Origin of the sequence: Pseudomonas campi, from assembly GCF_013200955.2 — a bacterium.
Taxonomy (GTDB): Bacteria; Pseudomonadota; Gammaproteobacteria; order Pseudomonadales; family Pseudomonadaceae; genus Aquipseudomonas; species Aquipseudomonas campi.
The window spans coordinates 3,905,242-3,930,408 of record NZ_CP053697.2; the positions used below are offsets into that span (position 1 = coordinate 3,905,242).

General features: G+C 64.6%; 19 protein-coding genes. 11 read left to right on the forward strand and 8 right to left on the reverse strand.

Going from position 1 to position 25,167, the window contains the following annotated elements:
- Nucleotides 1–561 precede the first annotated feature (561 nt).
- From HNE05_RS17980 to HNE05_RS18030, 11 genes are all read left to right on the forward strand, one after another.
- Nucleotides 562–1,260 carry an outer membrane lipoprotein carrier protein LolA gene (locus HNE05_RS17980; RefSeq protein ID WP_219637208.1) on the forward strand — a complete coding sequence of 233 codons (699 nt, stop codon included), beginning with the start codon at nucleotides 562–564 and terminating at the stop codon, nucleotides 1,258–1,260.
- Entirely contained in the window at nucleotides 1,250–3,592 is a 2,343-nt protein-coding gene (locus tag HNE05_RS17985) for an MMPL family transporter (protein WP_173209887.1), read from the forward strand. Before HNE05_RS17980 ends, HNE05_RS17985 begins: the two co-directional genes overlap by 11 nt.
- Nucleotides 3,589–4,746 (forward strand): cation:proton antiporter, encoded by a 1,158-nt coding sequence (locus tag HNE05_RS17990; protein ID WP_173209889.1) that lies wholly within the window; start codon nucleotides 3,589–3,591, stop codon nucleotides 4,744–4,746. Before HNE05_RS17985 ends, HNE05_RS17990 begins: the two co-directional genes overlap by 4 nt.
- Nucleotides 4,733–5,980 (forward strand): NAD(P)/FAD-dependent oxidoreductase, encoded by a 1,248-nt coding sequence (locus HNE05_RS17995; protein WP_173209891.1) that lies wholly within the window; start codon nucleotides 4,733–4,735, stop codon nucleotides 5,978–5,980. The genes HNE05_RS17990 and HNE05_RS17995 overlap by 14 nt, the downstream gene beginning before the upstream one ends.
- A 7-nt stretch (nucleotides 5,981–5,987) precedes the next feature.
- On the forward strand, nucleotides 5,988–6,491 hold the full coding sequence (locus tag HNE05_RS18000; protein WP_173209893.1) for a DUF3261 domain-containing protein: 504 nt from the start codon (nucleotides 5,988–5,990) through the stop codon (nucleotides 6,489–6,491).
- Nucleotides 6,491–7,702, forward strand: coding sequence for a beta-ketoacyl-[acyl-carrier-protein] synthase family protein (locus HNE05_RS18005; protein ID WP_173211729.1), 1,212 nt, complete (start codon nucleotides 6,491–6,493; stop codon nucleotides 7,700–7,702). Before HNE05_RS18000 ends, HNE05_RS18005 begins: the two co-directional genes overlap by 1 nt.
- The gene (locus tag HNE05_RS18010; protein ID WP_173209895.1) at nucleotides 7,699–8,163 is read left to right on the forward strand and encodes a hotdog family protein; all 465 of its coding nucleotides are present in this window, start codon (nucleotides 7,699–7,701) and stop codon (nucleotides 8,161–8,163) included. The genes HNE05_RS18005 and HNE05_RS18010 overlap by 4 nt, the downstream gene beginning before the upstream one ends.
- Nucleotides 8,160–8,888, forward strand: a complete 729-nt coding sequence (fabG, locus tag HNE05_RS18015) for a 3-oxoacyl-ACP reductase FabG (protein WP_173209897.1) — start codon at nucleotides 8,160–8,162, stop codon at nucleotides 8,886–8,888. The genes HNE05_RS18010 and fabG overlap by 4 nt, the downstream gene beginning before the upstream one ends.
- Nucleotides 8,888–10,123 carry a beta-ketoacyl-ACP synthase gene (locus tag HNE05_RS18020; RefSeq protein ID WP_173209899.1) on the forward strand — a complete coding sequence of 412 codons (1,236 nt, stop codon included), beginning with the start codon at nucleotides 8,888–8,890 and terminating at the stop codon, nucleotides 10,121–10,123. Before fabG ends, HNE05_RS18020 begins: the two co-directional genes overlap by 1 nt.
- Before the next feature lie 227 nt (nucleotides 10,124–10,350).
- Nucleotides 10,351–10,800 carry an excinuclease gene (locus tag HNE05_RS18025; protein WP_173209901.1) on the forward strand — a complete coding sequence of 150 codons (450 nt, stop codon included), beginning with the start codon at nucleotides 10,351–10,353 and terminating at the stop codon, nucleotides 10,798–10,800.
- Nucleotides 10,801–10,958: 158 nt separating this feature from the next.
- Nucleotides 10,959–11,417 (forward strand): Sbal_3080 family lipoprotein, encoded by a 459-nt coding sequence (locus HNE05_RS18030; RefSeq protein ID WP_173209903.1) that lies wholly within the window; start codon nucleotides 10,959–10,961, stop codon nucleotides 11,415–11,417.
- 43 nt (nucleotides 11,418–11,460) lie between these two features.
- Here the strand turns inward: HNE05_RS18030 and hemE are convergent, their stop codons facing one another.
- The 8 genes from hemE to HNE05_RS18070 all read right to left on the reverse strand — a co-directional run bounded on the left by hemE (nucleotide 11,461) and on the right by HNE05_RS18070 (nucleotide 25,164).
- On the reverse strand, nucleotides 11,461–12,528 hold the full coding sequence (gene hemE, locus HNE05_RS18035; protein ID WP_173209905.1) for a uroporphyrinogen decarboxylase: 1,068 nt from the start codon (nucleotides 12,526–12,528) through the stop codon (nucleotides 11,461–11,463).
- 214 nt (nucleotides 12,529–12,742) lie between these two features.
- Nucleotides 12,743–13,183 carry a cyanase gene (gene cynS / locus HNE05_RS18040; RefSeq protein WP_173209907.1) on the reverse strand — a complete coding sequence of 147 codons (441 nt, stop codon included), beginning with the start codon at nucleotides 13,181–13,183 and terminating at the stop codon, nucleotides 12,743–12,745.
- Nucleotides 13,184–13,414: 231 nt separating this feature from the next.
- Entirely contained in the window at nucleotides 13,415–14,833 is a 1,419-nt protein-coding gene (locus tag HNE05_RS18045; protein ID WP_173209909.1) for an FAD-dependent oxidoreductase, read from the reverse strand.
- 32 nt (nucleotides 14,834–14,865) lie between these two features.
- Nucleotides 14,866–19,311 (reverse strand): glutamate synthase large subunit, encoded by a 4,446-nt coding sequence (gene gltB / locus HNE05_RS18050; protein WP_173209911.1) that lies wholly within the window; start codon nucleotides 19,309–19,311, stop codon nucleotides 14,866–14,868.
- 470 nt (nucleotides 19,312–19,781) lie between these two features.
- On the reverse strand, nucleotides 19,782–21,419 hold the full coding sequence (locus HNE05_RS18055; RefSeq protein WP_173209913.1) for an AAA family ATPase: 1,638 nt from the start codon (nucleotides 21,417–21,419) through the stop codon (nucleotides 19,782–19,784).
- Nucleotides 21,420–21,429: 10 nt separating this feature from the next.
- Nucleotides 21,430–22,533, reverse strand: a complete 1,104-nt coding sequence (aroB, locus tag HNE05_RS18060) for a 3-dehydroquinate synthase (RefSeq protein WP_173209915.1) — start codon at nucleotides 22,531–22,533, stop codon at nucleotides 21,430–21,432.
- A 50-nt stretch (nucleotides 22,534–22,583) separates the two neighbouring features.
- Nucleotides 22,584–23,102, reverse strand: coding sequence for a shikimate kinase AroK (gene aroK, locus HNE05_RS18065; protein WP_173209917.1), 519 nt, complete (start codon nucleotides 23,100–23,102; stop codon nucleotides 22,584–22,586).
- A 4-nt stretch (nucleotides 23,103–23,106) separates the two neighbouring features.
- Entirely contained in the window at nucleotides 23,107–25,164 is a 2,058-nt protein-coding gene (locus HNE05_RS18070) for a type IV pilus secretin PilQ (RefSeq protein ID WP_173209919.1), read from the reverse strand.
- Between the last annotated feature and the right edge of the window lie 3 nt (nucleotides 25,165–25,167).

The following is a 25,167-nucleotide window of genomic DNA, read 5'->3' on the forward strand; positions in this document are numbered from 1 at the left end:
TTCCGGGGGCCGGCGTACAAGGGCCATCCCTGGCCCTTTACGCCTTTCGCCGCATCCATGCGGCTCATCCCCCTACAGGCCAACTCCACTCGGCCTCCTGAGGGGACCCCATATCCCGGCCCCAGCCGTTGCAATCCATCAAGAGTAAATAGCTGGCATCAAGTAGCCCGGATGAAATCCGGGAACGAAACTTTCCTGAACCACCTTTCCCGGATTTCATCCGGGCTACGAGGTCTCAACCTGCACGGCCTGCCCCCTCTCCCATTTATGGGAGAGGGTTGGGGAGAGGGCCGCTTTCGCGAGCAGGGCTCGCTCCTACAGACGCAGCCGACCTCTGTGCCCCTCAAAGCAGTATCAGGCGCGCCGACTCCCCGTCAGGAGGCCGAGTGCAGGCACTGCGTAGGGGGACGCGACGACTGCATGGATGCAGGAGGTAGAGCGACGCAGGAAGCCAAAGCCGAGGCAGGACGCCGAGCGAGTCACGATGGGACAGGGATGTCCCTTCGTGACGGCCCCCGGAGCAGTGCCGGAGCGAGGGAAGTCGAGCGCAGCGAGACCCGCATGTCGGGGGGCCCTTCTTTTTGGTTACTTTTTCTTGGGCAAGCAAGAAAAAGTGACGCGCCCGGGGGGGCGCAACCAAAGGCCAAGGCCACTTCGGCAATCAGCCAAACACTAAAAGCCCTGTGCCTGCTACTTGCAGCCCAAACACAGACCGCCCACGCCTTCGACCTCGACCAGCTCGGCGCCCAACTGGCCAAACCCGCCGTAGTCCGCGGTCCGTTCATCCAGGAAAAGCACCTGCGCGCCCTGCCCCAGCCGCTGACCAGCAAGGGCGAGTTCGTCCTCAGCCGCGACGCCGGCCTGCTCTGGCAGCTGCGCAGTCCGCTGACCCAGGACTACCGCATCGACGCCGCCGGCATCGCCCGCCGCACCGCCCAGGGCTGGCAACTGCAGCCTGGCCAGGACGTCGCCGCCCAGCAGAGCCGGCTGTTCCTCGCCGTACTCAAGGGCGACCACTCGGGCCTGGCCCGCGACTTCGAACTGCAGCTGAGCGGCAGCAGCACCGCCTGGCAACTGACCCTGATCCCGCATTCGCTGCTGCTCAAGCAGATCTTCAGCAGTATCCGCATCGACGGCGGCGCCCTGGTCGAGCGCATCGAACTGCACGAGACCCAGGGTGACCGCACGCTCATGCGCATGCCACAGAGCCAGGCGGGCGATGCCCTCAGCGCCCAGGAGCTAGACGCCTTTGCCCGCTAAGCTCTTCGCCGCCCAGCGCAGCCTGCCGCGCCTGTTCAGCGTCGCGCTGCTGGCGCTGCTGGCCCTGGCCGTCTGGCAGTGGCGCAACGGCCCGCCGGTGGCGGCGAGCATGCTCGCCCTGCTGCCCAAGGGCGCCGGCGACGAGCTGGTGCAGCAGGCCGAACAGCGCATGCAGGAGCCGCTGAATCGCGACCTGCTGTTGCTGGTCGGCCATCCGCAGCGCCAGCAGGCGATTGCCCTGGTCCAGCAACTCGGCCAGCAGTGGCAGGCCAGCCAGCGCTTCGAGCGGGTGCAATGGAGCCTGGACAGCGACCTGGCCGCGCTGCGCCAACAACTGCGCGGCAACCGCCTGGCGCTGCTGCCGGCGGCTGATCGCCAGTTGCTGATCGAGCAGCCGGACGTCTTTATCCAGCAGCGCAGCGCCCAGTTGTTCGACACCTTCGCAGGCTTCAACCTGCTGCCGCCCGAGCAGGACTGGCTCGGTATCGGCACCCGCGCCCAGCAGGCGCTGAACCCGAACAGCCGCATTCAGGCCGACCTCGGCAGCGGCGCCCTGCTGCTGGAAGAGCCGGGCATGACCTGGGCTCTGTTGCGCGTGCGCACCCTGGGCAGCGCCTTCGACATGCAGGCGCCACCGGCGATTGCCGCCAGCGTGGCGGCGGCGCGGGCCGAGGTGACGGCCGCCGGCGGTCAACTGCTGGCCGCCGGCGGCGTGCTGTATGCCGCCGCCGGCCAGGCCAAGGCCACCCGCGAAGTCAGCTGGATCGGTGGTGGCGCCACCCTCGGCACCCTGTTGCTATTGCTGCTGGCCTTCCGCCGCCCGCGCGTGCTGGTCAGCCTGCTGCCGATCGGAGTCGCCCTGCTGGCCGGCTGCACCGCCTGCGTATTGGTATTCGGCCAGATCAACGTGCTGACCCTGGTACTCGGCGCCAGCCTGATCGGCGTGGCCGCCGACTACCCGCAGCACTACCTGAGCAAGAGCTGGGGCAGCGCTGAGTGGACCAGCTGGGGCGCCCTGCGCGCCACCCTGCCGGGGCTGACCCTGAGCCTGGGCACCAACCTGGTCGGCTACCTGGCGCTGGCCTTTACCCCCTTCCCGGCGCTGACCCAGATCGCCCTGTTCTCCGCCGCCGGGCTGATCGGCGCCTACCTCTGCTCGGTGTGCCTGCTGCCGGCCTGGCTGAATGGCCTGCGCCTGCGTCCGCCACCCAGCCTGCTCGGTTTCAGCAGCGCCCTGCTGGCCCTGCGCGCGCGCCTGCTGGGCCGCGTCGGCAGCCTGCCGCTGCTGGCCCTGTTGCTGCTGTTCTGCGCCGGCGGCCTGTGGCAGCTGCACACGCAGAACGATATCCGCCAGTGGCTGGGCCAGCAGCCGCAACTGCTCGCCGAAGCCAAGCGCATCGCCGAGCAGACCGGGCAGCAACCCACCAGCCAGTTCTTCCTGGTGCGCGCCGACGACGAGGCGCAGCTGCTCGAACGCCAGGCCGCCCTCGCCCAGCGCCTCGACCGGGCCGTGGCCGCCGGCCAGTTGCGCGGTTACCGCGCGCTCAGCCAGCTGGTCGCCGCCGACAGCCAGCGCCAACCGCTGCGCGACGCCCTGCAACGCCTGCCGCAACACTGGCAGCCGCTGCTGGCCATGGGCATCCCGCCCGCCGCGCTGCAGGCCGAGCTGAACGAATTGACTGACGGCGCGCCGCCCAACCTCGATCAGGCCCTGGCCGGCCCGCTGGGCGAAGCCTGGCGGCCGCTGTGGCTGGGCGCGGGCGTCGAGGGCGTGGCCGGTCTGGTCAGCCTGCAGGGTCAGGCCGACAGTGCCCTGCTGCACAGCCTCGGCGCGTACCTGCCCGGCGTGCAGCTGGTCGACCGCCTCGGCGAGCTGAACGGTCTGTTCAGTGCCACCCAGCTCAGCGCCGCGCAGCTCAAGCTGGTCGCCAGCGCCGCAATTCTCTTGCTGCTGTGCATCCCCTTCGGCCTGGCCGGCGCCCTGCGCGTGGTCTGCCTGCCGCTGCTGGCGGCCCTCGCCGCCCTGGCCGGGCTCGGCTGGCTGGGCCAGCCGCTGACCCTGTTCAGCCTGTTCGGCCTGCTGCTGATCACCGCCATCGGTGTCGACTACGCCATCCTTATGCGCGAGAACATCGGCGGCGCCGCGGTCAGCCTGCTCGGCACCCTGCTCTCGGCGCTGACCAGCTGGCTGTCGTTCGGCCTGCTGCTGGTCAGTGACACCCCGGCCATCGCCAACTTCGGCCTGGCGATCAGCCTCGGCCTGCTGTTCTGCTTCATCCTCGCGCCCTGGGCTGGCACCCGTGAGCCCCAGACCAAGGCGGTGCCGGCATGAGCATCGCGCTGTTCTGGCTAGGCCTGCTCGGCCTGTTCGCCGCCGCGACCTGGCTGGGCAGCCGCCTGCGCCTGATCCCGATTGTCAGCCAGTTGCTGCTGGCCACCCTCGGCCTGCCGCTGCTGATGCAGTGGAGCGCGCCCCTGGGTTTCGGCGCCAGCGAGCTGCTCGCCGCCGACTGGCTCAAGCCGCTGTACGGCGTGGCCTTCACCCTGCTGCTGGGGCATATCCTCAGCGATGTGATCGACCTCGACCTGCAGGCCGACAGCGTGAAGATCGCCTTGCCGAGCTTCTTCCTGCCGTTCTTTTGCGGCCTGGCCTGTGCGCTGTGGCTGCTGCCGGCGCAGAGCCTGCTGGGCAGCATCGCCGTCGGCCTGCTGTTCGCCCTGACCGCCATCCCGGTGCTGTTCCTCTACCTGCAGCACCTGCGCTATCCCGCCCCACGCATCCGCCAGTTGCTGCAGGCGGCGATCCTCATGGACCTGCTGTGCTGGCTGATCTTCGGCCTGGCCCAGGGCAGCAGCCAGCCGGCCACCCTGCTCTGGCCGCTGCTGGCCGCCAGCCTGCCGCTGCTGTTCAAGCTGCTGCCGTGTCGTTCGGCGCGCTTCAACGGCCTGTGTTTCCTGGTGCTGCTGCTGGTCATGCAGCAGCTCAAACTGAATGCCCTGGTGTTCGGCATCGCCTACCTGCTGTGCAGCGCCGTACTGCGTGTGCCGCTGCGCCTGCCGCTGCCGAGCAGCGTGTTCGCCGCCCTGCAGACCTGGCTGGCGGTGCCGCTGATCCTGGCTTACGGTCTGCTGCAGATCGACTGGCAGAATGCCTGGCTGGGCTATTCCTGGCTGCAGTTCGGCGCGCTGTTGCTGCTGCCGATCGCCAGCAAGCTGCTGGGCAACTGGCTGGGCCTGAGCTGGGCGGCCGGGCGCCTGGCACCGAGCCCCGGGCAGTGGCGTGAGAGCGTGCTGCTGAACACCCGCGGCCTGACCGAAATCGTTTTCCTCAACCTGCTGCTGCACCAGCAGGTGATCAGCACCCAGCTGTACTTTGCCCTGATGCTGATGGGCCTGATCTCCACCTTGCTGCCGGCCTTCACCGGCGCCTACCCTCGTCCTGCCACCACGACCCATGAGGCAAGAAGCCACTATGAACACTCCTGAACTCGAACAACGCCAGGTCGTGGTAATCGGCGCCGGCCCCTCCGGCGCCATCGCCGCCGCCCTGCTCAAACGCAACGGCCACGACGTACTGGTGCTGGAGCGCCAGCGTTTCCCGCGCTTCTCCATCGGCGAGAGCCTGCTGTCGCACTGCCTGGACTTCGTCGAGGAAGCCGGGATGCTCGACGCGGTGCAGGCCGCCGGTTTCCAGACCAAGCACGGCGCGGCCTTCGCCTGGGGCGAGCGCTACACCGAGTTCGACTTCCGCGACAAGTTCACCCCGGGCAAAGGCTCCACCTACCAGGTGCTGCGCGCCAGCTTCGACAAGGTGCTGGCCGATGACGCCGAGCGCCAGGGCGTGGAGATCCGCTACGAGGAAGAGATCACTGCCGTCGACTTCAGTGGCGCCTGCCCGCGCCTGATCGTGCGGCGCCTGGCCGATGGCGGCGAGTATCAGGTCGAGTGCGCCTTCGTCCTCGACGGCAGCGGCTACGGCCGCGTGCTGCCGCGCCTGCTCGACCTCGACACCCCGTCCAACATGCCGATGCGCCGCGCGCTGTTCACCCATGTCGAGGACCGCATCGCCGCCGACGCCGGCTTCGACCGCGAGAAAATCCTCATCACCACCCACCCGACCCTGCGCGACGTGTGGTTCTGGACCATCCCGTTCAGCAACGGCCGCTGCTCGCTGGGCGTGGTTGCGGAAGCCGGGCGCTACGAAGGCTACCCCGAAGACATGGAGGCCTGCCTGCGCCAGTTCGTCGCCGAAACGCCATCGCTCGGCAAGGTGCTGCAAGACGCCGTGTGGGACACCCCGGTGCGCGAGCTGAAAGGCTACTCGGCCAACGTCAAGAGCCTGCACGGCCCGGGCTTCGCCCTGCTGGGCAACGCCGCCGAATTCCTCGACCCGGTGTTCAGCTCCGGGGTGACCATCGCCATGCGCTCGGCGAGCATGGCCGCCGGCCTGCTGCACCGCCAGCTGAGCGGCGAGGCGGTGGACTGGCAGCAGGACTTCGCCCTCCCGCTGAAACGCGGCGTCGACACCTTCCGCGCCTATGTCGAAGGCTGGTACGACGGCAGCTTCCAGGACGTGATCTATTACGAGAAGGCCCAGCCGGAAATCCGCCGGATGATCTGCTCGATCCTCGCCGGCTACGCCTGGGACCTGAACAACCCCTATGTCGCCGAGCCCAAGCGCCGCCTCGGCGTGCTCGCCGAAATCTGTGCGATGAACTGAGCCGACCATGCCGCTGCTGCGCTGCTCCTTCGTCCTCCTGCTCGGCCTGCTGCTCGGCGCCTGCGCCAGCCGCACGCCGTTGCCGGAATCCGCGCCCAGCCTGAGCCTGCCGCTGTCGCTGCATATCCAGCGCGCGCAGGCCGGGACGAGTGCGGACTGGCTGCTGGTGGTGCAGGCAGAGGGCACGGCGCTGCGCTGGTCGCTGTTCGACCCGCTCGGCGTGCCGCTGGCGCGTCAGTTGCTGGATAACGGCCAGTGGCGCAATGACGGCCTGCTGCCGCCGAATGCCGAGGCCCGCGAGTTGTTCGCCGCCCTGCTGTTCGCCCTGACACCCAGCACCGAGCTGGCGCAGCGCTACCCGCAAGGCGACTGGCAACTGGCCGGCGCTGACCAGCGCCGACTCAAGCCAGACTGGCAGATCGACTACCGCACGCCGCTGCACTTCACCCTGAACACCCCGCCCGACCTGCACTACCGGGTCGCGCCGCTGCAACCGGAAGAAAGCCCTTGATACCCAGTTACCTCAACGCCCTCGGCCTGCTCTGCGCCCTCGGCCAGGGCAAGCAAGCCGTGGCCCACGCGCTGTTCGCCGGCGATGCCAGCGGCATGCGCGCTGAGCCCGGCTGGGTCGCCGAACGCGAGCTGACCGTCGGCGCCGTGCGCGGCGCACTGCCGGCGCTGCCCGACCTGGCGCTGCCGCCGAGCCGCAACAACCAGCTGCTGCTGGCCGCCGCCCTGCAGATCGAAGCGCCGCTGCGCGAAGCCATCGCCCGCTACGGCGCCACTCGCGTCGGCGTGGTGCTCGGCACCAGCACCTCGGGCATCGCCGAAGCCAGCCAGAGCATCGCCCAGTACTACAACCAGGGCGCGCTGCCGGCGCACTACCACTACGCCCAGCAGGAGCTGGTCGCCCCGGCCAGCTTCCTCGCCGCGTGGCTGGGCCTGGACGGCCCGTGCTACAGCATCTCCACCGCCTGCACCTCCAGCGCCCGCGCCCTGCTCAGCGCCCATCGGCTGCTGCAACAGGGGCTGTGCGATGCGGTGATCTGCGGCGGGGTAGATAGCCTCTGTCGGCTGACCCTCAACGGCTTCTCGGCGCTCGAAGCCGTGTCCGCCGAGCCGTGCAACCCGTTCTCGCGCAACCGCCACGGCATCAATATCGGCGAGGGTGCGGCGCTCTTCCTCATGACTAAAGAGTTGATGACTAAAGAGCCGGCCCCGATTGCCTTCTACGGCGGCGGCGCCAGCTCCGACGCCCACCATATTTCCGCGCCGCACCCGCAAGGCCTCGGCGCCCAGGCGGCAATGCGCCAGGCGCTGCGCAGTGCCGGCCTGGCGGCCAGCGACATCGACTACCTCAACCTGCATGGCACGGCCACCACGCACAACGACGCCATGGAAAGCCTGACCACCGCGGCGATCTTCCCCGCCGGAGTGCCCTGCTCCTCGAGCAAACCGCTGACCGGGCACACCCTCGGCGCCGCCGGGGCGCTGGAAGCAGCGTTCTGCTGGCTGAGCCTGAGCGAGTACAACCCCGACGCGCTGTTGCCGCCGCACCTGTGGGACGGCCAGGGCGAACCGGAGCTGCCGGCCCTGCAGCTGGTCGCGCGCGGCACGCGCCTGGACAAAACCGGCGGCCGCCGGCTGATGAGCAACTCCTTCGCCTTTGGTGGCAGCAATGTCAGCCTGATCCTCGGCGATGCACCCGGAGAGACGCCATGAGCCGCTGGCCGATCGCCGAGCTGCTCCCCCATGCCGGCAACATGATCCTCATCGACGAAGTGCTGCGCTTCGGCGACGACGACGTCGAGACCCGCCTGACCGTGCATCCCGGTGGCCTGTTCAACCAGGCCGATGGCAGCCTGCCGGCCTGGGTCGGCATCGAGCTGATGGCGCAGAGCGTGGCCGCCTACGCCGGCTGCCAGGCGCGCCAGGCTGGCCTGCCGGTGGAGCTGGGCTTTCTCCTCGGCACGCGCAAGTACGAGTGCAACGTCGAGTGCTTCCCGCTCGGTGCCGAGCTGCATATCCAGGCCACCCGCACCCTGCAGGACGACAACGGCATGGGTGTGTTCGAATGCCGCCTGAGCGGCCCCGGCATCGAGGTGTTCGCCCGCCTCAACGTATTCCGCCCACCGCAGGTGGCCAGTTATCTTCAGGAACAATTTCAGGAACCCCAGTCATGAGCGAAACCATTCTGGTCACCGGCTCCAGCCGCGGCATCGGCCGGGCCATCGCCCTGCGCCTGGCGCGTTCCGGCTACGATCTGGTGCTGCACTGCCGCTCGCGCCGCGATGAGGCCGAGGCGGTGCAGGCGCAGATCGCCGAACTGGGCCGGCAAGCGCGCATCCTGCAGTTCGACGTCTCAGACCGTGCGGCCTGCCGCGAGGCCCTGGAAGCGGACATCGAGCAGCACGGCGCCTACTACGGCGTGGTGTGCAACGCCGGGCTGACCCGCGACGGCGCCTTCCCGGCACTCACCGAGGACGACTGGGACCAAGTTCTGCGCACCAACCTGGACGGTTTCTACAACGTTCTGCACCCGCTGTGCATGCCGATGATCCGCCGCCGCAAGGCCGGGCGCATCGTCTGCATCACCTCGGTTTCGGGGCTGATCGGCAACCGTGGCCAGGTCAACTACAGCGCCTCCAAAGCCGGCGTGATCGGCGCGGCCAAGGCCCTGGCGATCGAGCTGGGCAAGCGCAAGATCACGGTCAACTGCGTGGCGCCGGGGCTGATCGACACCGAGATCCTCGACGAGCAGGTGCCGGTGGAGGAGATCCTCAAGATGGTGCCGGCGGCGCGCATGGGCACCCCGGAAGAAGTCGCCGGCGCGGTGAATTTCCTGATGTCTGAAGAGGCGGCGTACATTACCCGCCAGGTTCTCGCCGTGAATGGTGGATTGTGCTGATGAACGGATGTAAACGGGTTGTAGTCACCGGCATGGCCGGGGTGACCTCGCTGGGCAGCGACTGGCCGACGATTGAGGCTAACTTCAAGGCCGGCAAGAGCGGCATCCGCTACATGCATGAGTGGGACCGCTTCGGCGAGCTGAACACCCGCCTCGGCGGCCCGGTGGACGATTTCGTCCAGCCCAAGCACTGGACACGCAAGCAGACCCGCAGCATGGGCCGGGTGTCCAAGCTGGCGGTGTATGCCGCCGAATGCGCCCTGGAGCACGCCGGCCTGCTCGGCGACGAATGCATCCGGGACGGGCGCATGGGCGTGGCCTGCGGCTCGTCCACCGGCAGCACCGAAGAGGTCAAGGCGTTCGGCAATATGCTGCTGAATTCCGTCGCGGATGGCCTCAACGCCAACTCCTATATCCGCATGATGCCGCACACCACGGCGGCCAATATCAGCATCTTCTTCGGCCTCAAGGGCCGTCTGATCCCCACCTCCAGCGCCTGCACCAGCGGCAGCCAGGGCATCGGCTACGCCTACGAGGCGATCAAGTTCGGCCGCCTGAAGATGATGCTGGCCGGTGGCGCCGAGGAGCTGTGCCCGACCGAGGCCATGGTGTTCGACGCGCTGTACGCCACCAGCCTGAAGAACGACACCCCGCACCTGTCGCCACGCCCCTACGACAGCGGCCGCGACGGCCTGGTAATCGGCGAGGGCGCCGGCATCCTGGTGCTGGAGGAGCTGGAACACGCGCTGGCGCGCGGCGCCACCATCCATGCCGAGATCGTCGGCTTCGGCTGCAACTCCGATGGTATTCACGCGACCAAGCCGGAACAGGCAACCATGCGTGGCGCCATGCAGCTGGCCCTCGACGATGCCGGCCTGGCACCGGAGGCCATTGGCTACGTCAACGGCCACGGCACCGCCACCGCCCAGGGCGACGTGGCCGAGAGCCTGGCCACCAGCAGCCTGTTCGGCCCGCGCATGCCGATCAGCTCGCAGAAGAGTTTCTTCGGTCACACCCTGGGGGCCTGCGGCGCGTTGGAGTCCTGGTTCAGCATCGAGATGATGAACAGCGACAGCTACGTCTACACCCTCAACCTGGACCACCTCGACCCGGAATGCGCCGAGCTGGACTACCTGCGCGGCGAGTTCCGGCAGATGAGCAACCAGTACGTGATGAACAACAACTTCGCCTTCGGCGGGGTGAATACTTCGCTGATTTTCAAGCGCTGGAGCTAAGAACCTGTTGAGGATCGCGGAAACGCCCCTCTCCCCAACCCTCTCCCGTGAACGGGAGAGGGGGCAGAAGCGCTCCGCATCTACCTCTATGCGCCGCTAAATCGATGCAAGGAAGACTGTAAACAGGGACTACGACGGTCGGATTCATTACAACTACAATCGCTGGGTCAACAAAGCCACACCTTGCGCAGAACCCGCTTTAACCACGCCTCATCAAGGAGAGAAGCATGAAAACAATGAAGAACTGGACCCTGGCCGCCCTGCTGTGTGCCGCTACCCTGCCGAGCGTCAGCCAGGCCCGCGACACTACCCTGTTCCCGGACTTCCAGGCCGCCGTGCAGGAAGCCACCGCCGCCGGACGCCTGGATGGCAGCGTGAAGTTCTACCTGGCCGGCACCCAGCCTGCGGGCAAGGTCAGCGTGATCAAGTCGGGCGTGACCACCAGCAAGAAGACCAACGCCTTCAACAAGAGCGACGAAGGTGCCTGCTCCTGGGCCCTGCAATCGGCGCTGATCACCTTCCAGAACGCCGCCAAGGCCGCCGGTGCCAATGCCGTGGTCAACCTGGCCAGCAACTACAAGAACATCGAGTACAAGAACGCGCAGAACTACGAATGCCACGCCGGCGCGATCATGGCCGGTGTTGCACTCAAGGGTGACCTGGCCACCGTCAAGTAAGCCCCGCGGCGGCCCACTCGGCCATCCCGCCCCAGCCCGCATCACCCGGCACGGCCGAGCGTGACGCGGGCTTCGTTTTAGCTGGCAATGCCCAGGCGTTGTCACTGGCGCAGTGGCCGTTCGGCGGCATGTCAGGCGATCATCCAAGGAAGCTGCACATGCCCGCTCTGCCCCTGTACCGCACCCGCCTTCTCGTGCTGCTGGCCCTGATCGGCCTGAGCAGCGCCTGCACGGTGATTCGCGTCGAACCCCTGAAAACCCCGAGCGACTCGATGTGCATCCAGGAGAACCCGGCTGTCCAGGTCGACGACTTCCTCGGCGTGGTGGAACGTGGCTTCGCCCGCCACGGCATCAGTACCCGCCGCATCCAGCAGCCAGCCGATGGCAGTTGCCCGATGGTGCTCACCTACACGGCGCGCCGCTCCTGGTCGGTGGTGACCTATCTGTCCCTGGCCGAGCTGACCATCCGCGACCAGCGCGGGCAGATGCTGGCCAGCGCCTACTACCGCTTCCGCGGCCGCGGCATGCTTGCCGTAAAGAAGTACCAGAGTACGGAAACCAAGATGACCCCGGTGATCGACCAGTTGCTGGCCGAGGTTCCCAGCGCCGCGCCGTAAGCCAAAAGGGCCGCAGTAGCGGCCCTTTCTTATTGGCTAATAATCAACCGTGGTACTGCGCCGACAGCTCGTGCACCGCTTCGAAGAAGGCCTTGGCATGCTCCGGATCGACTTCCGGGGTGATGCCGTGGCCAAGGTTGAACACCTGGCCGCTGCCTTGGCCATAGCTGGCGAGGATGCGCCCGACTTCGGCGCGGATCGCCGCCGGGTTGGCGTACAGCACGCTCGGGTCCATGTTGCCCTGCAGGGCCACCTTGCTACCGACCCGGCCGCGGGCACTGCCGATATCGCAGGTCCAGTCCAGGCCCAGGGCCTCGGCGCCGGTGTCGGCCATGGACTCCAGCCATAGGCCGCCACCCTTGGTGAACAGGATCACCGGCACACGACGACCATCGTGTTCGCGGATCAGGCCGTCGACGATCTTCTTCATATAGGCCAGGGAGAACTCCTGGTAGGCCGCCGCGGACAGGCTGCCACCCCAGGAGTCGAAGATCTGCACGGCCTGGACGCCGGCCTTGATCTGCCCGTTGAGGTAACTGGTGACCGACTGCGCCAGCTTGTCGAGCAGCGCGTGCATGGCCTGCGGGTTGTCGTAGAGCATGGCCTTGGACTTGCGGAAGTCCTTCGACGAGCCGCCCTCGACCATGTAGGTGGCCAGGGTCCAGGGGCTGCCGGAGAAGCCGATCAGCGGCACACGGCCGTTCAGCTCGCGGCGGATATTGCGCACGGCATCCATCACGTAGCCCAGGTCCTGTTCCGGGTCGGGGATCGGCAGGGCCTCGATGTCAGCCAGGCTGCTGATCACTTTCTGGAAACGCGGGCCTTCGCCAGTCTCGAAGTACAGGCCCTGACCCATGGCATCGGGGATGGTGAGGATGTCGGAGAACAGGATCGCCGCGTCCAGCTGCGGGTAGCGGTCCAGCGGCTGGATGGTGACCTCGCAGGCCAGCTCGGGGCTCTTCATCAGGTTGACGAAGTTGCCGGCCTTGGCACGGGTGGCGCGGTATTCCGGCAGGTAACGACCGGCCTGGCGCATCATCCACACCGGGGTGACGTCGACTGGCTGCTTGAGCAGGGCACGGAGGAAACGGTCGTTCTTCAGGACGGACATCGGCAGGATTCCTGGAAATGCGGCTGGGAAACTTCACGGCAGGAGTATGGCGGCAGCGCTCGGCGGCGTCCCCCTCCTCCGGGCGGGCGCCTGGAGTACAGACGCGCCGCGCAGCGTGGCGCAGAAAAAGTGCGCGCATTTTCGCAGACCCCAAAACAAAAGGCACGGCGAGTGCCGTGCCTTTCGTCTTTCGCGACCTTATGCCGCGCCTGTGTCACCAGGCCTTGTAGGGCAGGAACTTGCCGTTGAGCACGATCTGCACGCGGTCGCCCTTGGGATCGGCAACCCGCGAGATGTCCATGCTGAAGTCGATGGCGCTCATGATGCCGTCGCCGAACTCCTCGTTGATCAGCTCCTTGATGGTGTCGCCGTAGACATTGATCATCTCGTAGAAGCGGTACACCAGCGGGTCGGTCGGCACGCTCTTGTCCCAGTGCTTGTGCGGGAAAGCCTGCAGAGCCAGGGCGACCTCGCCGGGCAGGCCCAGCCTGTGGCACAGGGCCTCGGCCTTGTCGGCCGGCATGCTGTTCATGCCCAGGCAGGCCGAAGTGGTCCACACCGGCGACATCTCGATAGCGCGGGCCAGGTCGGCCCAGCTGAGGTCGAGACGCTGGCGGGCCTCGATGATGGCCGCACTCATCTGCTGCTTGTCCATGGAAAAACTCCTTCACGACGGTCATGGGCATCGCCAGGCGGCGAGCCGGATAGGGTGTGTGAAGAGACGAAGCAGGAGTCGTACCAGGCCGACGACGGCCAGGCACAGCGCGTGCGGGCAGCGCACCGAGGACGGGCAGCGGGTGACCTTGGGGCTTTGTGTAGAGAGAGGATTGATCCGCGCGGCTAGCGGGCCTAGCCGCGCAGACGCCCCAGGATGGGGCGTCGAGGATCAGACGCCGAGGTAGTCGAGAATACCTTCGGCGGCGTTACGGCCTTCGAAGATCGCCGTCACCACCAGGTCGGAACCACGGACCATGTCGCCACCGGCGAAGATCTTCGGGTTGCTGGTCTGGTGCTTGAACTGGCTCTGCTCCGGGGCCACGACACGGCCCTGGCTGTCGGTTGCGATCTGGAAGTCGGCAAACCACGGCGCCGGGCTCGGGCGGAAACCGAAGGCGATCAGCACGGCGTCGGCCGGGATGATTTCCTCGGAACCGGGGATCGGCTCGGGGCTGCGACGGCCACGGGCGTCCGGTTCGCCGAGACGGGTCTCGACCACCTTGACGCCTTCCACCTTGTCCTCGCCGACGATGGCGATGGGCTGCCGGTTGAAGAGGAACTTCACGCCCTCTTCCTTGGCGTTCTTCACTTCCTTGCGCGAGCCCGGCATGTTCTCTTCGTCACGACGGTAGGCGCAGGTGACCGACTTGGCGCCCTGACGGATGGAGGTGCGGTTGCAGTCCATCGCCGTGTCGCCGCCGCCGAGTACCACCACGCGCTTGCCCTTCATGTCGATGAAGTCCTCGGCGGACTTCTCGAAACCGAGGTTGCGGTTGACGTTGGCGATCAGGAAGTCGAGGGCATCGCTGACGCCCGGCAGGTCTTCACCGGGGAAGCCGCCCTTCATGTAGGTGTAGGTGCCCATGCCCATGAACACGGCATCGTACTCATCCAGCAACTGCTGCAGGGTGATGTCCTTGCCGATCTCGGTGTTCAGGCGGAACTCGATGCCCATGCCGGTAAAGATGTCACGCCGGCGGCTGAGTACGCTCTTTTCCAGCTTGAACTCGGGGATGCCGAAGGTCAGCAGGCCACCGATTTCCGGGTTCTTGTCGAACACCACCGGGGTCACGCCGTTGCGCACCAGCACGTCGGCGCAGCCGAGACCGGCCGGACCGGCACCGATCACCGCGACACGCTTGCCGGTTGGCTTGACGTTGGACATGTCCGGGCGCCAGCCCATGGCGAAGGCCGTGTCGGTGATGTACTTCTCCACCGAACCGATGGTCACCGCGCCGAAGCCGTCGTTGAGGGTGCAGGCACCCTCGCACAGACGGTCCTGCGGGCACACGCGGCCGCAGACTTCCGGCAGGGTGTTGGTCTGGTGGCTCAGCTCGGCGGCAGCCAGGATGTTGCCCTCGGAAACCAGCTTCAACCAGTTGGGAATGAAGTTGTGCACCGGGCACTTCCACTCGCAATACGGGTTGCCGCAGCCCAGGCAACGGTGTGCCTGGTCGGCGGCCTGGGCCGGCTTGAAGGGTTCGTAGATTTCCACGAACTCCTTCTTGCGCTGGCGCAGGAGCTTCTTCTTCGGATCCTTGCGCCCGACTTCGATGAACTGGAAGTCGTTATTCAGACGTTCAGTCATTTCAAAACCTCATCAAACTACTTCAGGCGCAATTACTGCGGGTTAGCACGGGTGCTGCTGAGCAACGAGCCCAGGCTGGCCGCTTTCGGTTTGACCAGCCAGAACTTGCGCAGGTAGTCGTCCAGGTTTTCCAGGAGGTTGCTGCCCCACTCGCTGGCAGTCTCCGCCACATACTCGGCCAGCACGCCGCGCAGGTGACTGCGGTAGGCTTCCATGGCTTCGTTGTTGATGCGTTGGATCTCCACCAGCTCGTGGTTGACGCGGTCGACGAAGCTGTTGTCCAGGTCGAGCACGTAGGCGAAGCCGCCGGTCATGCCGGAACCGAAGTTGACCCCGGTCTTGCCCAGCACGCAAACGAAACCGCCGGTCATGTATTCGCAGCAGTGGTCGCCAGTGCCTTCTACCACGGCGTGAGCGCCGGAGTTGCGCACGGCGAAACGCTCACCCGCGGTGCCGACGGCGAACAGCTTGCCGCCGGTGGCGCCGTACAGGCAGGTGTTGCCGATGATCGCCGATTCCTGGGTCTTGAACGGGCTGCCTTGCGGCGGAACGATCACCAGCTTGCCGCCGGTCATGCCCTTGCCGACGTAGTCGTTGGCGTCGCCTTCGAGGTACATGTGCAGGCCGCCGGCGTTCCATACGCCGAAGCTCTGCCCGGCGGTGCCCTTGAAGCGGAAGGTCAGCGGTGCGTCCTTCATGCCCTGGTTGCCGTGCTGCTTGGCGATCTCGCCGGAAATCCGCGCGCCGATCGAACGGTCGCAGTTGCAGATATCCAGCTCGTACTCGCCGCCGCTCTTGTCGGCGATGGCGGCCTTGGCCAGCTCGACCATCTTCTCGGCCAGCAGGCCCTGGTCGAACGGCGGGTTGCGGTCGACTTCGCAGAACTGCGGCTTGTCGGCCGGTACGTGATCGCTGCCGAGCAGCGGCGACAGGTCGAGGTGCTGCTGCTTGGCGGTTTCACCCGGCAGCATTTCCAGCAGGTCGGTACGCCCGATCAGCTCGCCCAGGCTCGGCACGCCCAGCTTGGCCAGCCACTCGCGGGTATCTTCGGCGACGTAGGTGAAGTAGTTCACCACCATCTCGACGGTACCGATGAAGTGGTCCTTGCGCAGCTTGTCGTTCTGCGTGGCGACGCCGGTGGCGCAGTTGTTCAGGTGGCAGATGCGCAGGTATTTACAGCCCAGGGCGACCATCGGCCCGGTACCGAAGCCGAAGCTCTCGGCGCCGAGGATGGCGGCCTTGATCACGTCGAGGCCGGTCTTCAGGCCGCCGTCGGTCTGTACCCGGACCTTGCCGCGCAGATCGTTGCCGCGCAGGGTCTGGTGGGTTTCGGCCAGGCCGAGTTCCCACGGGCTGCCGGCGTACTTGATCGAGCTCAGCGGCGAAGCGCCGGTGCCGCCGTCATAGCCGGAGATGGTGATCAGGTCGGCATAGGCCTTGGCCACACCTGCGGCGATGGTGCCGACGCCGGCTTCCGCTACCAGCTTGACCGAGACCAGCGCCTGCGGGTTGACCTGCTTGAGGTCGAAAATCAGCTGCGACAGGTCTTCGATCGAGTAAATGTCGTGGTGCGGCGGCGGCGAGATCAGGGTCACGCCGGGTACCGCATAGCGCAGACGGGCGATCAGGCCATTGACCTTGCCGCCGGGCAGCTGGCCGCCCTCGCCGGGCTTGGCGCCCTGGGCCACCTTGATCTGCAGCACTTCGGCATTGACCAGGTATTCCGGGGTCACGCCGAAACGGCCGGTGGCCACCTGCTTGATCTTCGAACTGCGCACGGTGCCGTAACGGGCCGGGTCTTCGCCGCCCTCACCGGAGTTGGAACGACCACCGATGCGGTTCATCGCCTCGGCGATGGCTTCGTGGGCTTCCGGCGACAGGGCCCCGAGGGAGATCCCGGCGGCATCGAATCGCTTGAAGATCGCCTGCAGCGGCTCGACCTGATCGAGCGGCAGCGGCTGCTCGGCCAGCTTGACCTGCAGCAGGTCACGCAGCATCGATACCGGGCGGGTATCAACCAGCGATGCGTACTCCTTGTACTTGTCGTAGCTGCCCTGCTGCACGGCGGCCTGCAAGGTGTTGACCACGTCCGGGTTGTAGGCGTGGTACTCGCCGCCGTAGACGAACTTGAGCAGGCCGCCTTGCTGGATCGGCTTGCGGTTGTTCCAGGCCTCGGCGGCCAGCAGTTTCTGCTCGGCCTCGATATCGACGAAGCGCGCGCCTTTCAGGCGGCTGGCCACACCACGAAAGCTCAGGTCGACCACTTCTTCGGCCAGACCAACGGCTTCGAACAGCTGCGCGCCGCGGTAGGAAGCAACCGTGGAGATACCCATCTTCGAGAGAATCTTCAGCAGGCCTTTGGAGATGCCCTTGCGGTAGTGCTTGAACACTTCGTCCAAGTCGCCGAGCACTTCGCCGGTGCGGATCAGGTCGGCCAGCACTTCGTAGGCGAGGTACGGGTACACCGCCGAAGCGCCGAAACCGAGCAGCACGGCGAAGTGATGCGGGTCACGGGCAGTGGCGGTTTCAACCAGGATGTTGCTGTCGCAACGCAGGCCGGTCTCGGTCAGACGGTGGTGCACGGCACCGACCGCCAGCGAGGCGTGCGCCGGCAGCTTGCCGGGGCCGATGTGACGGTCGGTCAGCACCAGCAGCGCCTTGCCGGCACGCACGGCTTCTTCGGCCTGGTCGGCAATATTGCGCACCGCGGCTTCGAGACCGATGCTCTCGTCATAGTTGAGGTCGATAACATGGCGCTCGAAGTCCGGCTCGTTCAGGGCCATCAGCGAACGCCACTTGGCCGGCGAGATCACCGGCGAGCTGAGGATCACGCGGCTGGCATGCGCAGGCGACTCCTGGAAGATGTTGCGCTCGGCACCGAGGCAGATCTCCAGCGACATGACGATGGCTTCGCGCAGCGGGTCGATCGGCGGGTTGGTGACCTGGGCGAACTGCTGACGGAAGTAATCGTAGGTCGAGCGCACGCGCTTGGACAGCACGGCCATCGGCGTGTCATCGCCCATCGAACCGACCGCTTCCTGGCCCTGTTCGGCCAGCGGACGCAGCACCTGGTCACGCTCCTCGAAGGTGACCTGGAACATCTTCATGAACTGCTTGAGCTGGTCAGCGTCGTAGCTGGCCACGCCCTGGTCATCGGCCAGGGTCGCCTGGATGCGCACGGCCCCCTGACGCAGCCACTGCTTGTAGGGGTGGCGCGACTTCAGGCGGTTGTCGATGTCGTCGGTGTTGAGCACCTGGCCGGTCTCGGTATCCACCGCGAGGATCTGCCCCGGACCGACACGGCCCTTGGCGATCACGTCTTCCGGCTGGTAATCCCACACGCCGATTTCCGAGGCGAGGGTGATGTAGCCGTTCTTGGTGGTGACCCAGCGCGCCGGGCGCAGGCCGTTACGGTCGAGCAGGCAGACCGCGTAGCGACCGTCGGTCAGCACCACACCGGCCGGGCCGTCCCACGGCTCCATGTGCATGGAGTTGTACTCATAGAACGCACGCAGGTCGGCGTCCATGGTCTCCATGTTCTGCCAGGCCGGCGGGATGATCATGCGCACGCCGCGGAACAGGTCGATGCCGCCGGTGACCATCAGCTCGAGCATGTTGTCCATGCTCGAGGAGTCGGAACCGACGCGGTTGACCAGCGGGCCGAGCTCTTCCAGATCGGGGATCAGCTCGTTGGCAAACTTGGTGCGACGGGCCTGGGCCCAGTTGCGGTTGCCGGTGATGGTGTTGATCTCGCCGTTGTGGGCGAGGAAGCGGAACGGCTGCGCCAGCGGCCATTTCGGCAGGGTGTTGGTGGAGAAGCGCTGGTGGAAGACGCAAATGGCAGTCTGCAGGCGCTCGTCACCCAGGTCCGGGTAGAACTGCTGCAGGTCGGCCGGCATCATCAGGCCTTTATAGATGATGGTCTTGGGCGAAAAGCTGCAGATGTAGTGGTCGGTGTCGGCGGCGTTGGCCACCGAGGAACGACGACGGGCGCTGAACAGCTTGATGGCAAATTCCTGGTCGGACAGGCCTTCACCGCCGATGAACACCTGTTCGATCTGCGGTAGGCGCTCCAGGGCCAGGCGGCCGAGTACGCTGGTATCCACCGGCACCTTGCGCCAGCCGACCAGGGTCAGGCCGGCGGCGAGGATTTCGCGGTTCATGTTCTCGCGTGCGGCTTCGGCCTTGGCGTTGTCCTGGTTGAAGAACACCATGCCAACGGCGTACTGCTGCGGCAGCTCGACGCCGAAGTGCTGCACGGACATGGCGCGCAGGAACTGGTCCGGCTTCTGGATCAGCAGACCACAACCGTCACCGGTCTTGCCGTCGGCGTTAATCCCGCCGCGGTGGGTCATACAGGTCAGGGCTTCAATGGCAGTCTGCAGCAAGTGATGGCTTGCCTCGCCCTGCATATGGGCGATCAAACCGAAGCCGCAGTTATCCTTGAACTCATCAGGATGGTACAGACCTGCTTTCATAGGGACTCTCACCAGGCTGCCTTTAAAGGCAAATTGCTTTCTAATTCATCGACCTACCTGCCACGCGCGCAGGAGCAAGCTCCAGCTTGGTGCAGGCAAAGGGCAGACATTGTACATACGCACCCCTGACGTCACAAATCTTCGTGACGGCGGGATGAATTCTTATGTCGCACTAGCGAAAGGCAGCGACCGGCGGCTCGTGCTAGCACCGACCGGTCACCAAATGACAGGCAAATCACAGGCCACTTAGAACCTGCCTGGGATCTTTTGAGCTAGAGCCGGGCAAGGCGCAATTGGGCGAGGGCGCGGAGTTTACGAGCTGTAAATGAGCAGTACTCGCTGCACTCGCCCTTCGGGCCGCGCTGAAGCGCGTTAGCCCCAAGCGGCTTTCCGAACCCAATTGACCAGCCTGCGGCTGTTACTGCGCTGCAACGCAGCATGGCCGACGATCAAGAGATCCAAGGCAAGCTCTAACGAGCCTGCACCGCCTCTTGCTGGATACTGGCAAAACTGCGTGGCCACGGCTTGCCCGCCTGCACGCTAGCCGGCAGCAACTTGATCGCCGCTTGCGCCGCCGCCCGACTGGAGAACTTGCCGTAGGTCACCACATACAGCGGCTGCCCCTGGTGCATCTTCTTGAAGTAGCGGTACTCGGCGCCGTTCTTGCTCACGAAGGTCTGCGCACCTGCCTCGGAACGGGTACCGAGAATCTGCAGGGCAAACTGACTGGCTGGCTGCGCACCGTACCAACCGGTACTGGCAGAACCAACCTTGGCCACCGCGACTGGCGCAGGCTTGACCTCTACCGGCTTGACTACGGGAGCGGGCTTGGCCGCCACCACCGGAGCGGGAGCTGGCGCGGCAATAGGCCGCACCGGCTGAGCAACCGCAGCAACCGCAGCGACCGGCTGCACTGGAGCAACCGGCACTGCAGGCGCAGTCGGAGCGACTGGTGCTGGCGTGGCGACTGGATCCACCTGGGCAATAGGCTGAGCAGAAGGCAAAGCCGTCAGGCTTTCCGCCTCACCGCCTTCTTCACCTTCGTCCATGCCGGATGCCTGCGCCAAGGGCTCACGAATAACCGGCTGCGCCTCACCCACAAGAGGCAAGGGCAACGGCTGGCTGGTGCCGGCGAACTCTATAGCGGCGCCCCCCTCAGGCTTGGTAGCTGGCGCCGACGCGGCACTCTCGGTTGCCGCTACGGGCGCCACCGCATCAGGCAGCACCGCGACTGGCGTATCTACAGCCGCAAGCTCCTGGCGCCCCTGCATGAACCAGGCGGCACCCAGCCCAAGGACCACCACTGCCACCGCCAACAGATGCTTCTTCGGCAAACCCAGCGCACCACTTGCCGCACTCGCTGCACTGCGCTGCGCCAACATCGCCTCGATCAGCACATCGCGCGCAATCTGATTGATCCCGCCGGGCCAGCCGCCGGAGCTGATGTGGATATCGCTGACCTGGTCATCGGTAAGCAACTCGATACCCTGACCTGCACCATCCAGGCGCTGCGCCAGATATTCGCGAGTTTCATCCTCGCTGTAAGGCAGCAGCTCGATGGCATGGAAGCGCTCCTCACCGTCAGCCAGAGCCTCCAGACGCGAGACAAGCTCAGGCTCGGCAAACAGGAAGACATGCGGGCGAGCCTCGGCGGTACCCGCCGCCAGCGTCAGCAGACCTTCAATGGCAGCATCTGCCAACAGCTCGGCATCGTCGACCAACAGGTAGACTTCCTGACCCGTAAGCGCCAACTGGGCAATGTGCGCCAGGATACTGCGCACATCCAGCTGCTGAATTGCCAATCCCTGAGCAACCTGGCGGAGAACACCGGCCACATCTCCCGCGCCACGCGCAGAGACAACCACGCTATGCACAGCCTGCTTGTTGGTACTGGCAACCAGCGCCTGACGCAGCAGTGTCTTGCCGCTACCGAGCGGGCCAGTAACCACCAACAGTAGCTGGCTGTAGCGCGCGAGATGATGCAGCTGCCCGAGCACCGGTTTGCGCTGCGCCGGGAAGAAACGAAAACCAGGAACGCGTGCAGCGAACGGGTCATGGCTGAACTGGTAATGGCCCAGATAGGCCTCATCGGCATGCAGACTGGTCATGGAGCTCTCGTTATTGATCAAGTTGTGCCACCAGAGCGCTGTAATCAGCACTCAGCGTGGCATCCAACACTTCACGCGGAAATTCATCGGTCACGGTGGCATCACCCATGCGGCGCAACAACACCAGGCGCAGACGGCCATCGAGAACCTTCTTGTCTACCGCCATGTGTTCGAGGAAGTGCTCGGGCGTCATCTCAGCCGGCGGCACCACCGGCAGACCGGCCTTGATCAGCAGCCGCAACGCGCGATCTCGCTCATCAGAGGATATCCACCCCAAGCGCGTAGACATCTCGAGCGCCATTGCAGTTCCAGCGCCAACCGCTTCGCCATGTAGCCAGACGCCATAGCCCATATGGGTTTCTATGGCATGGCCAAATGTATGGCCGAGATTAAGGATCGCACGCAGCCCGGACTCACGCTCATCCGCCCCGACAACCCGCGCCTTGGCGGCACAGGAGCGTTCGATTGCCTCGATAAGCGCCTGGCCATCGAGAGCGCGCAGCGCATCGATGTGCTGCTCAAGCCAGGCGAGAAAGTCTTCATCGCAAATCAGGCCGTACTTAATCACTTCAGCCAGGCCGGCGGACAACTCGCGCGCAGGCAGGGTTGCCAGCACCGTGGTATCAATAATCACCGCCTGAGGCTGATAGAAAGCCCCTACCATGTTCTTGCCCAACGGATGATTGATCCCGGTTTTGCCGCCAACCGACGAGTCGACCTGGGACAGCAGCGTGGTCGGCACCTGAATGAAGTCCACCCCACGCTGGTAACAGGCTGCAGCGAAGCCCGCCATATCACCAATCACACCGCCGCCCAGGGCGATCACAGTAGTACGGCGATCATGTCGAGCCTGCAACAGGCCGTTGAAAATCAGCTGAAGGGTTTCCCAGGTTTTGAAAGCCTCGCCATCGGGCAACACGATCGCCGTCAGTTCACAGCCAGACAAGCTGGCCTCAAGCTGCTTCAAATAGAGAGGGGCAACGGTTTCATTGGTGACAATGGCCACCTGGCGACCCGCCAGATGCGCCTTGAACAGGTCGGCACGAGCCAGCAAACCTGCCCCTATGTAGATGGGATAACTGCGCTCACCTAGATCGACTGTAAGAGTCCGCATGACGCCCCCGTTATGAAAGGGCCCTAGGATAGCGCAGTTAGGTCCGTCCTTTAATGGGGAGCAAGTGCATCGAGTCGGTCGATGATCTCCTGAACCACCATGCGTGGCGGGCGCTCATCGGTCTCGACAATCACATCAGCGATTTCGCGGTACAGCGGGTCGCGAATCTCCATCAGACTACCGAGCACTTTAGCGGGATCTGAATTGCGCAAAAGCGGACGGTTTCGATCACGGGAAGTGCGATCCAACTGCTGCTCAACTGACGCATGCAGATAGACAACACGACCACCGGAACTGAGAGCCTGACGATTCTCCGGCCGCAACACCACACCGCCACCCGTCGCGATCACTGCACCAGAAAGCTCGCAAAGCTCCGCGATCATCGACTGCTCGCGCTCGCGAAAGCCTTGCTCGCCCTCCACATCAAAGATCCAAGGAATATCGGCACCGGTACGTTGCTCGATTTCCTTGTCTGAATCTTTGAACTGCAGCTTCAATTCTTTCGCCAACAATCGCCCGATGGTGCTTTTACCAGCCCCCATCGGGCCAACCAGTATCAAATTCCGCACAGCATCACGGGCTCACTGCAATGGCTTGATTGTTCATGATACGCGGAGTGAGGAACACCAGCAGTTCAGACTTGGAGTCCTGAACCACATCGCGACGGAACAGGCGGCCGATGTAAGGCATATCGCCCAGCAGCGGCACCTTGTCGACAGCCGTGGACTGCGTATTGCTGAAAATACCGCCGATCACGATGGTCTCACCATCGCTTACCAGTACCTTGGCATTCACTTCGTTGGTCAGGATGGATGGCGTGCCATTCACCTGATTGGAGAAGTCTGCCGCATCCTTGTTGACCTTCACTTCGATGATCACCCGGTTATCCGGGGTAATCTGCGGGGTGACTTCCAAGGACAAGTTGGCTTCAGCGAAAGCCGTAGTCGCAGCACCGCTGGAGGAGGCTTCCGGGTACGGAATTTTCGCACCCTTGAGGATCTTGGCGGTCTCTTTATCGGAGGTAACGACTTTCGGCTGGGAAATGACTTCACCGTTACCGGTCTTTTCCATGGCCGACAGCTCAAGATCCAGCAAGGTGTTATCGGTGATGAAGCCCAGGTTCAGCCCAGCAGTACGACCCGCTGCACCAAGATCGACAAAGTTACCGGCCTGAAACTCAAGCGGATCTGTGCCTTTCTCGACACTATTGGTACCACCTGCTACCCAATTGTTATCTCCAAGGCCCACACCACGCCACTCGACACCCAGCTCTTTGTTAAAATCCACATTGGCCTCAACGATGCGAGCCTCGATCATCACCTGACGCACCGGAATATCGAGCTGAGTCACGATCCGACGCAGTTCGTCTATGCGCTCCTGAGTCAAATAAGCAATGAGGCTGTTGGTTCGATCATCGAAAATGATCTTGCCACGCATGTCTTTATCCAGAGAGCCTTGCTCGCCCGCATCTTCGAACAGCTTGGCGATATCGGAAGCCTTGGCATAGTTCAACTGAACAACTTCCCGACGCAGCGGAGCAAGTTCAGCTAGCTGCTGCTTGGCTTCAAGCTCCTGACGCTCCCGTGCCGCAATCTCATCGGCAGGAGCCACCAGCAGCACATTGCCCACCTTGCGTTTGTCGAGGCCACGAGTCTTCAGTACCAGATCCAGCGCCTGATCCCACGGCACATTCTGCAGACGCAGAGTGATGTTGCCCTGCACCGTGTCGCTAGCCACCAGATTGAGATCGGTGAAATCGGCAATCAGCTGCAGAACCGAACGAACATCAATATCCTGAAAATTCAGCGACAACTTCTCGCCGGAGTAGGCAAAACGTTCAGCCTTACGCTTCTCGACATCATCCTGAGTTAGCGGCTTGATACTGATGGTCAGCTTGTTATCCGCCTGGAAAACTAGGTAATCATAGAAGCCTGTAGGCTCCACAGTTACGGTGGCGCCATCGCCCTTGGCCACTGCATTAACGAACTGAACAGGGGTGGCGAAATCCTTCACATCCAAGCGGGCACGCAGCGCTTCCGGCAGCTGGGTTTTGGCGAAGTCCAAACGAATTTTTCCACCCTGCTCCTGAATGTCAGGGCTCACAGTCGGATCGGACAAATCGATAACAACATTCCCCTCTCCCATTTCGCCGCGCTGGAAGTCAATGCCCTTGATTGCACGACCGACGGGGGCATATGCCTGCACAGACTGGGGAACCGCGCTTGAAGCACTTTGCGCGGCACTTACATTCGCAGTATCACCAACCACCACGTAGAGATTCTTGCCATCGGCACGGGTGCTGTATGGGACGAGAGTAGAAAGATTGATAATCAGGCGAGTACGATCTTTTGCCTCGACCACTGTCACGCTACGCGCATTGCCCACACCGAGTTCACGATTCTTCGTACCCAGCTTATTGGCCACACCTGGCATATCCAGTGCAATTCGAGCAGGTTGTTCAATGGTGTAGCCACGCGGGGCGGCAACAGGCTCGTCGAATGTGAGTTTCAGCTCGACCTTGTCACCAGGTAGCGAAGCTACATCTAGAGCTTCTAGGTTTGCAGCCAGCAATGCAGGCGCAAACATGGCAACAAAAAGCGAAATGCCAAGACGAGATAAAGAGCTATTCATCAG